Raw genomic sequence first — 12,290 nt, 5'->3', positions numbered from 1 at the left:
GATACCCATTCAGCGCATAAACCCGAATCCCACTGCTTCGGAAAAACGCCATGCGCCGGTTCTGGTAAGCGGCTTTGCGCGTTCGGCCAGAGCCGAAACGCGCTAACGCCACCCGGAAATCACTTCATGAAGCCTAGTTCCTTGTAGGCCTTTTCGGCTCCCGGATGCAGCGGCACCGGCTGGTTCTGCCAGGCGATGTTCGGATCGTATTTGGCCAGCACCTTGTAGATGTTGGGAAAACGCTCGCGGTTCTCGATCAGGGTTTTGGTAATGCGGTAGGCGGCATCTTCGGAGACATCCGACGAGATAAGGATGAGCGCTTCCAAAGTGGTGACCGGCACCGCGGCGCCGTCCGGCTGCAATGTTGCATAGGAACTCGCCGGAATCTCGCCCTTGCCATAGCCGAAGCCCTCAGACAGGCTCTGCATCAACGGCTCCGGGAAGGCGATCAGCTTTGCCGCTCGCCGACCGGTTTCGGTTTCGAGCGCAATACCGGTAGGCACGCTCCCGGCTCCCCAGAGGATGTCGATCTGGTCGTCCTGGAATGCCGAAATAAGCTGGGTGTAGCTGCCATTGATCAAGGTGCCGCCGCCGGCAGAGATCTTTTCGCCTGAATTGCCGTAAAATTCGAGGGCGCGCTGCAGCGTCAATTCCTCCGACGTGGCGCGCGGCGATGTGCCGATGCGGAGCTTCGGATCCGCAAGGATTTGATCAAGTGTCCTTGTCTCGTCCTGCGGAACGATGACATGGAATTCGGCCGGCGCCCAGGTCCCGCCCAGCGAGCGCAGCGTCTCATGCTTCTTCTTGTAGGGATCTTCACCCTTGCTGGCTGCCGCGGCCAGGAAATCGATGCCCATGGCGATCTGGCTGATGCCGCCATCGATCAGCGTGGGATTGTCCCGCCCGCCGCCCGGCACGATACGGATCTTGATGTCGGTATTCTTCTCCATGACGATGTTGGCCAGACCCGTCACGATCGTATACCAGCTGCCGCCCGGCGAACCGGAAGCCCATTCAAGATTCTCGTCGGCATGGCTCGGCACTGCCATCATGAGGCTGCTGCCGATAATTGCAGCCGCTATGGTTCTTCCAAGGTGTTTTATCAGTCCATCCATTGATAGTTCCCCTCTCCTTTGAAAAAACGGGATCAAACCGCTGCGGGTTTCCGATCGGCCTGGGCGAGCCTGTTGATCGCCCGTGCTAGATCGGCCTGCAAGTCATCGACATGCTCAAGTCCGGCATGAAGGCGGATCAATATTCCTTCCTCCCGCCAGTCCGTGGCGGTGCGGGCATGAGCAGGATCGCCGATCAGCACGAGGCTTTCGAAGCCACCCCATGAAAAGCCCATTCCAAACAGACGCAGGCGCTCGACAAAGGCGATTGCTTCCGCCTTCGAGGTTGCCCGAAGGATGATCGCAAACAGGCCCGATGCTCCGGAAAAATCCCGCTTCCAGATTGCGTGGTCCGGATGTGAAGGCAGTGCCGGGTGAATGACACGGCGTATCTCGGGCAATGTTTCCAGCCATTGCGCAAGCGACACGCCGGTTTCATGGTGCTGGCGCAGCCGCGCCGCCAGGCTGCGCAGGCCACGTGCTGCCAGAAACACATCATCGGGGGATACCCGGTAGCCGAGCCAGTTGGCTGCCTGCCGCAGTTCGCGATAGTGCTCTGGTCCGGCCGTGACCAGCCCCAGCATCGCATCGGAATGGCCGACGATGTATTTTGTCGCCGCCTGCACGACAATGTCGACCCCCAGCGAGATCGGGCGATGGAAAAGAGCCGTCGCCCAGGTATTATCGCAGACCGTAACGGCGCTGTGTTTCCTGGCGACAGCGGCAATGGCGGGGATATCCTGCACCTCGAATGTGAGCGAGCCCGGCGATTCCAGATAGACCATCCGGGTATTCGGCTTGAACAGGGCTTCGATGCCTTGCCCGATCCGAGGGTCGTAAAACGTAACCTCGACGCCATTGCGTTCGATGAAGGCCGACAGGCTGGTGCGTGCCGGCTCGTAGATGGAATCGGTCACCAGCACATGGTCGCCAGGCCTCAGGAAGGCTACGAGCGGCAGGACGCATGCTGCGAGACCCGACGGCACCGCGATGGTCCCATAGCCACCTTCCAGCGCAGAGATTGCTTCCTCGAAGGCAAATATGTCGGGCGTCCCGAAGCGGCCGTAAAATACCGCCCCCTTTTCGAACCGCGCGGCTTTCGCCTCCTCCAGTTCGCGAACGCTGTCGAAGAGAATCGTCGATGCGCGATGGACCGGCGCATTGACGGGCGCACCACGTCTGCCCGGCCGGCCCAAATGGCTGGCAAGCGTTTCGGGCCGCAAGGCCGCCGATTGCGCATCGATGCTGTTCATGCCTGCACCTTCCCATTCCTCCATGAAGGTTGACAGAAAGAGTTTGGCGTATTGCATGCCATCCGTCAATATTGTATGCCAAATCTATTCGCGATTTTGGAATGACCGGGGCTTGAGCTTGATAACCGACCGAAAACAAAGCGATATTCCGGTGGTTCGATCAGGGGAATCCGGCATGGGGGAGACAGTGGCACCGCTTCCGCAGCAGGTTGCGGATTATATTCGCGACCTCATCATTCATGACAGGCTGAAGCCCGGAGAGCGGATTCGCGAACGCGCGATCGCCGATACGCTGAATGTGTCGCGCACCCCGCTGCGCGACGCGCTGAAGATTCTCGCAATGGAACGCCTGGTGGATCTGACCCCGAACAAGGGGGCAGTCGTGACCAAGTCCAGTGATGCCGAAATCGCGGACATGCTGACCGTCTATACCGAGCTGGAATCGCTCGGCGGGCGCCTCGCCTGCCGGCTGGCGACCGAGGCGGACATTCTGAGGGTGGAACACTGGTGCGGCGTGATGGCCAAGGCCTTCACCGATGAGGATCGTGCTGCTTATTTCGCGGCCAACCAGGCATTCCATCTTTCGATCATCGCCGCCTCACACAATTCGACCCTGATCGAGATGCATGGCCACCTGAACATCAGGCTTTATCGCATTCGCTATCTTGCGGTCATGGCCATGCAGGAGTGGACCGCCGCCGCCGGCGAACACGGGGACCTGTTGCGAGCCCTCAAGGAGCGTGACGGCGAGCAACTTGCCCATCTCCAGAAGGAACATCTTGGCTTTGCCTGGCGCCTGATCGGCGCCTGGACACCGCCCTCCTCCACGCAGGGAATCATTCATAAATTTCAACAGCCTCAGCAGGTCTGAAAGTCGGCTGCACGTTCGGTCGCAGGCATCGAGAACACGGGAGTACAAGCCATGTCACACGCAATTATCCAGACCATCCAGGGCGGACCCGAAGTTCTGGAATGGCAGGAGCGCCCGGACACCGCACCGGGTGAAGGGGAAGTTGCCGTGCGCCATACCGCGATCGGCGTGAACTTTATCGACATCTATGTCCGCAAGGGCGCCTACCCGATGATGACCCTGCCCGGCACGCCGGGAATGGAGGCCGCAGGCATTGTCGAGGAAGTTGGGCCGGGGGTCACAGGCCTCGCCGTCGGCCAGCGTGTCGCCTATGTGATGACCGCACCTGGCGCTTATAGCGAAAGGCGCAACGTGCCGGCCGAGCGCATGGTGCCACTACCCGACGATATCGGCGACAGGGCAGCGGCGGCCCTGATGCTCAAGGGCATGACGGCAGAGCGCCTGCTGCACAAGACCACGCAGGCGTCTGCCGGCGATACCGTCCTGATCCACGCCGCCGCCGGTGGCATAGGGCTTCTGCTGACTGCCTGGGCCAAGTCGATCGGCTGCACGGTCATCGGCACTGTAGGCTCCGATGCCAAGGAGGCAGGGGTGCGCCAGGCCGGTGCCGATCACGTCATCGTCAGCACCACCGAGAATGTTGCAGATCGTGTCGCCGAAATTACCTCGGGGCGTGGCTGCCGCTATATCTATGACGGCGTCGGCAAGGACAGTTTCGAGGCCTCGCTGCAGGCTGTCGCCAAATTCGGCCATCTGGTCAGCTTCGGCAATGCGTCCGGCGCTGTGCCGCCAGTCAACATCGCAGTACTGGCGCCCAAATGCGTTGCGCTGTCGCGCCCCCAAGTCTTTCCTTACATAGCCGACCGCAACGACTTGCTGGAGACGGCACAGAACCTGTTTGCAGCGATGCGAAAAGGCATCGTGCGCGCCGACATCAACCAGACCTATCCGCTGGCCGAGGCGGCGCAAGCCCATCGAGATCTGGAATCACGCCGCACCACCGGCCAGATTGTCCTCCTGCCATGAGCGCGGACCGGCTGCCGGCGTCGCAAGGTGTCCTGCCATGAGGAGATATCGTCATGCTTCCAGAGCCTGATCACCACACGGTCGTCACGCATTGGGGGAGCTATCGTGCGCGCTTTGCCGATGGCCGTGTCGCCGGCCTTGTGCCGATCGAGGAGGACCCTGACCCGTCTCCGCTGGCCAATGCCATGATCGATGCGCTAGACAATCCAAGTCGCATCCTGCGCCCGGCTGTGCGCAAGTCCTTTCTGGAGAAGGGCCATGCCGCTGGCGGCAAAGATCGTGGCGCCGAGCCCTTCGTGGAGGTTTCATGGGACGAGGCACTGAAGCTGGCCGCTGCCGAGCTTGATCGTGTCCGCACACAGCATGGCAATGGCGCCATCTATGGCGGCTCATATGGCTGGGGAAGTGCCGGGCGCTTCCACCACGCGCAAAGCCAGATCCACCGCTTCCTCAATTGCATCGGCGGCTATGTCAGGTCGGTGCAGAACTATAGCTACGCTGCAGCCGACACGATCGTGCCCCATGTAATCGGCGACAAGCGCGGGCTGGTGTCGCAGCATACTTCCTGGAATGTCGTAGCGAAGCATTCCGAATTGATCGTCATGTTCGGCGGGCTGCCGCGCAAGAATGCCCAAGTGAGTTCCGGCGGGATTTCGCGCCATATCCTCCAGGAGTCCCTTGCCCGGGCGCAGCGCAATGGCGCCGAACTGGTCTCAATCAGCCCGATCCGCGACGATACCGTGTCCGACCCGCAGCCGTACTGGCTGGCAATCCGTCCGAATACGGATGTCGCGATGATGCTCGGCATTGCCTACACGCTGATGGCCGAAGGCCTGCATGACCGCACATTCCTGGAGCGTTACACCACCGGTTTCGAGCGGTTCCTGGCCTATCTTCTGGGCGAGACGGATGGTGTGGCCAAGGACGCCGATTGGGCGGCTGCGATTGCCGGGATTCCTGCAGCCGAGATTCGCAATCTTGCCCGCCGCATGGCAGCCAAACGCACAATCCTCATGATGGCCTGGTCGCTGCAGCGCGCCGACCACGGCGAACAACCATACTGGATGGCAATCACGCTTGCGGCGATGCTGGGTCAGATCGGCTTGCCGGGCGGGGGCTTTGGCTTCGGCTATGCCTCCGTCAACGGTGTCGGACATGCCACGCCGGAAATTTCCTGGCCCTCCCTGCCACAAGGCGACAATGCGGTCAGCGACTTCATCCCGGTCGCGCGCATCGCCGACATGCTGCTCGAGCCAGGCGGGGCATACGATTTCAACGGGGAGCGGCGGACCTATCCCGATATCAGACTGGTCTACTGGGCCGGCGGGAATCCCTTCCACCACCATCAGGACCTCAACCGGCTGCGCCGCGCCTGGCAGAGGCCGCAGACCGTCATCGTCCATGACTCATGGTGGAACGCGCTTGCCCGCCATGCCGATATCGTTTTCCCGGTAACGACGGCGCTTGAGCGCAACGACATCGCTGCATCGAGCAGGGATCGCTTCATTGCCGCCTCGCATCGTCTGGCCGATCCTGCAGGTGAGGCGCGCGACGACTTTTCAGTCTTCAGCGGCATCACGGAACATTTGGGGCTGGCCCATCGCTTCACCGATGGGCGCGACGAGGAATCCTGGTTGCGTTACCTGTTCACATTGGCACGGCAGCGTGCGGCAGCGGCAGGTCATGCTCTCCCCGATTTCGACACGTTCTGGAAGAGCGGTTTTTGCCTCCTGCCCGAACCCGACCACCAGCCCCCCCTGCTCGATACATTCCGGCAGGACCCCGAGGCCAACAGGCTGGGCACACCCTCCGGCCGGATCGAGATCTTCTCCTCGACGATCAATCGCTTCGGCTACGATGACTGTCCCGGTCATCCAGCATGGCTGGAGCCCTTTGAGTGGCTCGGAAGCGCGCAGGTACAGGATTTTCCACTGCATCTCATGTCCAACCAGCCGGTTTCGCGGCTTCACAGTCAGTATGATTCGGCAAGCCATTCCCGGAGCATGAAGATCAAGGGCCGGGAAGTGATCCGACTCAACCCGCAGGATGCGAAGGCACGCGGCATTTCCGACCGGGATATAGTACGCGTCTTCAACGATAGAGGCAGTTGCCTGGCGGCAGCCATACTTTCGGATCAGATCCGCCCCGGCGTCGTCCAGCTTTCCACCGGTGCCTGGTACGACCCCACCGATCCGGCTGCAGAAATGCCGCTGGAAAAGCACGGCAACCCGAATGTGCTCACGTGCGACAAGGGCACGTCGCGCCTCGCGCAGGGACCGAGCGCCCAGACCTGCCTTGTCGAAATCGAGCCCTATCGTGGTGAGTTGCCCCCAGTCACCGCCTTCCAGCCGCCGCTTTTCGAGGCGCGGCAGCACAATTCCCAATAGAAATCGGAATGCAGAAAATGAAGCGAATCGATGCCAATAGCCGCCGCAGTCGCGCTGTCGTGGTGGGCAACATGGTCTATCTCGGTGGGCAAGTCGGTGACAGCAAGCAGGCTGACATCAAGGTCCAGACAAGGGAGACACTGGCCAAGATCGACCAATTGCTGGAAGAGGCCGGCAGTTCCCGGTCCAAGGTGGTCTCGGCGACCATCTGGCTGAAGAGCATGGATGACTATGACGGCATGAACGAGATTTGGGACGCCTGGATCGATGCGGACAATCCGCCTGCCCGCGCCTGCGGCGAGGTGCGCCTGGCCGACGAGCGCTATCTTGTCGAGATCATCGCAACCGCCATGGTCTGAGATCGGCGCTATGCGGGTTGTCTTCCATAGTGAGTCCGCCGACCCGGTGCAGTGGCAGAAAGCTCTCGCCGAGCAGATCCCGGGGCTGGAACTACGCGTGTGGCCGGATGTCGGCGACCCTGCGGAAATCGATGCCATGCTCGTCTGGAAGATCCCGCCCGGATCGCTTGACCTCTATCCCAATCTGAAGGGAATCCACCTCCTGAGCGCCGGCACCGACCAGATTGCCGGCGATCTCTCCATCCCCGTAGGGTTGCCTGTCGCCAGACTGGTCGAGCCAGCCCAGGTCTCGGGCATGGTGGAATACGCCTTGCACGCGGTCCTCGACTACCACCGCCATTTCGATCGCTACCGCAACCAGCAGGCCGCGCGCATCTGGCATGAGCATCCCAGGATCTTCGCGCGCGATCGCAAGGTCGGCATCCTGGGCCTGGGCGCACTTGGCGCACCTGTTGCGCAGGCGCTTGCGGAACTCGATTTCGACGTTGCCGGCTGGTCGAGGCAGCCAAGGGAATTGGAAGGCGTCAAAATCTTCAGCGGCTGGGATCGGCTTGAGGCCTTTCTGCGGCGCAGCTTGATCCTGATTGCGCTGCTGCCGCTCACAGCTGAGACACGAAACCTGTTCGATACGCGCTTCTTCGCGAAGATGCCTCCCGGTTCCTACTTCATCAATATCGGCCGCGGTGCTCAATGTGTCGAGACTGACCTGTGCGCTGCCTTGGAGACGGGCCACCTTGCCGGCGCAACGCTTGACGTGCTCCAGTCCGAACCGCCAGAACCCGGCAATCCGCTCTGGTCAGCGCCCAATCTCATTCTTACTCCCCATGTTGCAACCTCGCCCGACCCGAAGTCCGGCGCCGTGATCGTTGCAGAAAACCTGCGGCGTATGCGCGACGGCCTGCTGCCTTCCGGGATGGTCAAGCGACCGTAGACCTCCAAGGTCGGTGTGCCTTTCAGAGGCGTACGACAGCGGCCAACTGTTACGCCCGACGAATCCTGGCCCTCCAGCAGGCACGACGTCCATTCATATCGGCGTTCCCGAGGATATCGTTAGCACCACGATAGCCAAGGAGTTGGTGAACTTTTATCGCGAGCCATGTTCAAGCGCATCAAGCGCGAACGCCGCCGGTGGAATGTCGCCTTCGCGGGCAGCAGCCTGCACAACGCTCCTGTCGGGATAGAAGCCGGAGGTCTGCCGCTCCTACCAAGAACGGCAGCGACCGGGTATCGTGTCCGGCAATAAGCTAACTCAAGTGTTCGCGATGACGAAATATTTCTTCACGAACTGCGCCACTTCCCAGCGGCCGGTGAAGCCGTCGGGCATGACGAAGGCATCGCCGGCCTTGATATGGTTGACGCGGCCATCCTGGTCGGTGACCAGCGCCTCGCCCTCGATGAGGTAGCAGAACTCCGTATAGCCGGAGATTTCGGTGACCCAGGCTCCGGCGCTGCTCTGCCAGATGCCCGAGCGCACCTTCTCATTCACGTTTTTGAACACAGGCCAGGAATCATGAACGGGGTTGCCGTCGGTGCGTGTGGGCAGGTCGTTGGTGGTGACCTTTTCTGCATTGGCCTCGTGGATACGAACCATGGACGGGCCGGCGGATGTTTCGGTGGTCATTGGTTTCCTCTCAAGGGAACGGCAGGCGCTTGCGCCCGCCTGCAAGATGTTCCGGTTAGGATGACGCTTTATCTTGCATCATCCTGACCCATTTCTTTGAAATGGTACGACCCGGTTTTCAGGTCTTTCCAAGCGCTTAGTTCTGCAGATAGACGACGTGCGTCTGCGTGTATTCGTAAAGCCCGTGCTTGCCGTCGGCGCCGCCGATGCCGGACTTGCGCACGCCGGCATGGAAACCCTGCATGGCCTCGAAGTTCTCGCGATTGATATAGGTCTCGCCGAACTTGATCTCGTTGCAGGCGCGCATGGCCGAGCCGATGTCGCGCGTATAGATCGACGAGGTCAGACCATAGGCGGAATCATTGGCCCGCTCGATGGCTTCGTCGAGCGTATCGAAGGAATTGACCGGGATGACCGGGCCGAAGATCTCCTTCTGCATGATCTCGGCGTCCTGCTTGCAGCCGCGCAAAACCGTCGGCTGGAAATAGGCACCGCTACCGAGATCGGCCACAGCGCCGCCGGTGATGCATTCCGCGCCCGCGTCGATCGCGCGCTTTACCAGGCCGTCGACCTTGTCCAGCCCGGCGCGATTGATCAGCGGGCCCATGTCGAGATCGCGCTGCTTGGACGGATCGCCATATTTCGTCGTTTCCATGGCTACCGCAAGCTTAGCGACAAACTCGTCTTCCACGCGGCGGTCGACATAGACGCGTTCGGCACAATTGCAGACCTGACCGCTATTGATGACGCGCGAGGCCTTGATCGCGTTGACCGCGAGATCGATATCGGCATCGGCCATGACGATCGCCGGCGCCTTGCCGCCGAGTTCCAGATTGACCTTGGTGATGTTCCTGGCGGCTGCCGCCATGATGCGCGAGCCAGTCTCGACCGAACCGGTGAAGCTCAGCATGCCTACGTCTTCATTGTCGCTGAGCGCCGAACCGGTCGTGGCGCCCTTGCCAAACACCAGGTTGACGACGCCGGCAGGCATGTCGGTCTGGGCCAGCAATTCGGCAAACATGGCCGCATTGTTGGGCGTTTCCTCGCTCGGCTTGATGACGATGGTGTTGCCGGTGACCAGCGCCGGCGCGAGCTTGCGGGCGATGAGGAAGAAGGGGAAGTTCCAGGGCAGGATGCCGCCGACCACGCCGATGGCCTGCCGGAACAGGAAGATGTTCTCGCCCGGCCTGTCCGAGGTGATGATCTCGCCCTCGATGCGGCGTGCCCATTCGGCCATATAGTCCAGATAGTCGGCGGTGAAGGCGACCTCAACTTCCGCCAGACCCTGGATCTTGCCCTGTTCCTCGACAATGGCGCTTGCCAGTGCCGGAGCGTTTTCGCGGATCTTCGCCGAGATCTGGCGCAGGAAGCCCGCCCGCTCGATCGCCGGGCGCCGTTCCCAAGCCTTCTGCGCGGATTTTGCGGCAGCGACCGCCTCACCGACCAGCGCCGCGGAGGTATCGGGGATTTGCGAGATCACCTGCTCCGTCGCCGGATTGAGAACCGGGATCATGTCCTCATTGGAATTCTCGATGAACCGGCCATTGATGAAATTGCGATGCGTGACGGTCATTCTGTCCTCTTTCGATAGTAAAAGCTGTTCTCTCCGGCGTGCGGGAGCACGCCGGTTGCTAATTGCAGAAGCTGGCAGGAGGGCGCGCCGAACTCTGCGCGCGCCCGTGCCTGGACTACTGCATCAGTTGGGTCATGATTTGGGCTTCAAGCTCGTTGGCGGCCGGCGAGCAGGTTTTCATCGGCTCGGTCTTGATGCCTTCCGGAACATGAAGTTCGGGTGCCTCGATCAGTTCGGGCTTCATGAACTCCTCCGAACCGGCCGAACCATTGGCATAGCCGGCATGGTTGCTGAGTGCGCCGGCATTTTCCGGTGCCAGCAGGAAGTCGGCAAATTTGCGCGCATTCTCCAGGTTCTTTGCGTCGGCCGGAATCGCCAGCGCGTCGACCCAGGCGATCACGCCCTCCTTCGGATAGACATATTGCACCGTCTTCTTCTCGGCGCGGGCGCGCTGGACCTGGCCACTATAGTTGCTGGTCATCGCGATCTCGCCGGAAACCATCTGGTCGCGCAGGGCAGCAGCACCCGCATAGACCTTGACCGACTGCTTCTGGGCCAGAAGAAGGTCGAGCACCTTCTGCATCTCGGCAGGATCTTCCGAACAGAGCGGCACTCCGAGATAGAGTTCCGCCATCGCGATCAGGTCGGAACCGCCCTTGAGCATGCCGACCTTGCCGGCAAGCTCGGCCGGGGGGTTGAACAGCGTCTCGAAACTGTCGATCGGCTTGTCATAGACGGCGGTGTCGACCGCAAATGAGGTCGTGCCCCACTGATAGGGCAGCGAATACTGGCTTTCCGGGTCCCAGGACGGATCGACGAACTTCTTGTCCAGATATTTGTAGTTCGGCAGGTCCTTCGGATTGAACTTCTGGATCAGGCCTTCCTTGGCATTGACCTCGATGAAGGTATGGGCGGTGACGATGATGTCATAGCCGCCACCGCCGGCCTTGAGTTTGGCAAGCAGCGTCTCGTTGGAATCATATGTATCGATGGTGACATCGATCCCGGTTTCCTTCTCGAACTTCTCAACCAGTTCCGGCGGCGTGTAGCCGGCCCAGTTATAGATGTTGAGCTTGCCTTCGGCCTGAGCCGCCATCGTGGTCGCCGTCAGCATGGTGCCCGCGGCAAGCGCCGTCAGGATCTTCGAAATTCGCATGGGTTCTTCCTCCGTTTTCAAGATAGTCGTTGCTTTCCTTTCGCGCTCACTCCGACATCCCCGAAACGCCAAGGATGCGGCCCTTCGTGAGCACGAAGGCAGTCGAGAGAAGGGCGAGCGACAGCAACAGCACGCCCGTCGAAATCGCGTTGAGTTCCGGCGTCATCTGGGTCTTCACGAGACCGTAGATGTAGAGCGGAAGCGTCGTGCCCCCGGCGCCGGAAACCATCAGCGTAATGATGAAATTGTCGAACGAGACGATGAAGGCCAGCATCGCGCCGGTGACGATGCCGGGCGCAAGCAAGGGCAGGACGACCAGCCGGAAACACTGCCAGCGGCTGGCGTAGAGATCATAAGCCGCCTCGCTCAGGCGATGATCCATGCCGCGCAGCCGCGCCAGGATCGGCATCAGCGCAAAGGGCAGGCAGAATACCGTGTGCGCGATCATCACATTACCGATGCCCAGATTGAGGCCGATCGTGGTGAAGAGGATGAGCGTCGCGATCGCGATCATGATCTCCGGCAGCATCAGCGGCAGCGAAAGGATCAGCAGATATTTGCCGCCCGAGCCAGTCTCGGCCCGGCCAGACAAGACGAGGGCCGCCGGTATGGCGAGCAAGACCGAAACCACGGTCGCCACGCCGCCGATCAACAGTGTGTTCAGCGCCGCCTTGTGCAGATCGGTGTTCTGGGCGGCGATCCAGTACCATTTGAAGGTGAAGCCTTCCCACACGCTGATCGTGTTGGATGCGTTGAAGGAAAAGACCACCAGAATGACGATCGGCAGGTAAAGGAAGGCAAAGAGCAGCACCGTGATGGTGCCGAAGCCGGCGAAACGGTTGAGGCTCTGGTCGGCCGTGCGCGCCCTGCGCTTGCTTCCGGACTGCGGGATCGCGGCGTTCATCGCCAGGGATTGAGCATGTGTCATGGCA

Annotated in this window: 11 protein-coding genes; 5 read left to right on the top strand and 6 right to left on the bottom strand. The window is 61.0% G+C overall.

Features of this window, described 5'->3' with window-relative positions; all coding sequences use genetic code 11:
* Positions 1-119: 119 nt before the first annotated feature.
* Entirely contained in the window at positions 120-1,115 is a 996-nt protein-coding gene (locus EET67_RS06925) for a TAXI family TRAP transporter solute-binding subunit (protein WP_128625486.1), read from the bottom strand.
* 32 nt (positions 1,116-1,147) lie between these two features.
* Positions 1,148-2,365 (bottom strand): cystathionine beta-lyase, encoded by a 1,218-nt coding sequence (gene metC, locus EET67_RS06920; RefSeq protein ID WP_128625485.1) that lies wholly within the window; start codon positions 2,363-2,365, stop codon positions 1,148-1,150.
* On the opposite strand from metC, the gene EET67_RS06915 reads away from it, so the two are divergent.
* Genes EET67_RS06915 through EET67_RS06895 form a run of 5 tightly spaced genes read left to right on the top strand, consistent with a single transcriptional unit; the run spans position 2,355 to position 7,939 of the window.
* On the top strand, positions 2,355-3,236 hold the full coding sequence (locus EET67_RS06915; RefSeq protein ID WP_128625484.1) for a GntR family transcriptional regulator: 882 nt from the start codon (positions 2,355-2,357) through the stop codon (positions 3,234-3,236). The genes metC and EET67_RS06915 overlap by 11 nt on opposite strands.
* Positions 3,237-3,287: 51 nt before the next feature.
* Positions 3,288-4,262: a quinone oxidoreductase family protein gene (locus EET67_RS06910; RefSeq protein ID WP_128625483.1), complete on the top strand. Its 975-nt coding sequence runs from the start codon at positions 3,288-3,290 to the stop codon at positions 4,260-4,262.
* 53 nt (positions 4,263-4,315) lie between these two features.
* On the top strand, positions 4,316-6,649 hold the full coding sequence (locus tag EET67_RS06905) for a molybdopterin-dependent oxidoreductase (RefSeq protein ID WP_128625482.1): 2,334 nt from the start codon (positions 4,316-4,318) through the stop codon (positions 6,647-6,649).
* Positions 6,650-6,666: 17 nt separating this feature from the next.
* On the top strand, positions 6,667-7,008 hold the full coding sequence (locus tag EET67_RS06900; RefSeq protein WP_425359512.1) for a RidA family protein: 342 nt from the start codon (positions 6,667-6,669) through the stop codon (positions 7,006-7,008).
* A 10-nt stretch (positions 7,009-7,018) separates the two neighbouring features.
* Complete coding sequence (locus EET67_RS06895) at positions 7,019-7,939, top strand: 2-hydroxyacid dehydrogenase (RefSeq protein WP_165899817.1); 921 nt, start codon at positions 7,019-7,021, stop codon at positions 7,937-7,939.
* Positions 7,940-8,257: 318 nt separating this feature from the next.
* Here the strand turns inward: EET67_RS06895 and EET67_RS06890 are convergent, their stop codons facing one another.
* From EET67_RS06890 to EET67_RS06875, 4 genes are all read right to left on the bottom strand, one after another.
* Positions 8,258-8,629: a cupin domain-containing protein gene (locus tag EET67_RS06890; protein WP_210211100.1), complete on the bottom strand. Its 372-nt coding sequence runs from the start codon at positions 8,627-8,629 to the stop codon at positions 8,258-8,260.
* Positions 8,630-8,765: 136 nt separating this feature from the next.
* Positions 8,766-10,202, bottom strand: coding sequence for an aldehyde dehydrogenase (gene aldA, locus EET67_RS06885; protein ID WP_128625479.1), 1,437 nt, complete (start codon positions 10,200-10,202; stop codon positions 8,766-8,768).
* A gap of 115 nt (positions 10,203-10,317) precedes the next feature.
* On the bottom strand, positions 10,318-11,358 hold the full coding sequence (locus EET67_RS06880) for an extracellular solute-binding protein (RefSeq protein WP_128625478.1): 1,041 nt from the start codon (positions 11,356-11,358) through the stop codon (positions 10,318-10,320).
* A 46-nt stretch (positions 11,359-11,404) separates the two neighbouring features.
* The gene (locus EET67_RS06875) at positions 11,405-12,286 is read right to left on the bottom strand and encodes an ABC transporter permease (protein ID WP_245450767.1); all 882 of its coding nucleotides are present in this window, start codon (positions 12,284-12,286) and stop codon (positions 11,405-11,407) included.
* Positions 12,287-12,290: the final 4 nt, after the last annotated feature.

Source organism: Borborobacter arsenicus, from assembly GCF_003934165.1.
In the GTDB taxonomy this organism is placed as follows: domain Bacteria; phylum Pseudomonadota; class Alphaproteobacteria; order Rhizobiales; family Rhizobiaceae; genus Pseudaminobacter; species Pseudaminobacter arsenicus.
This window is presented reverse-complemented; position numbering and strand designations above follow the sequence as displayed.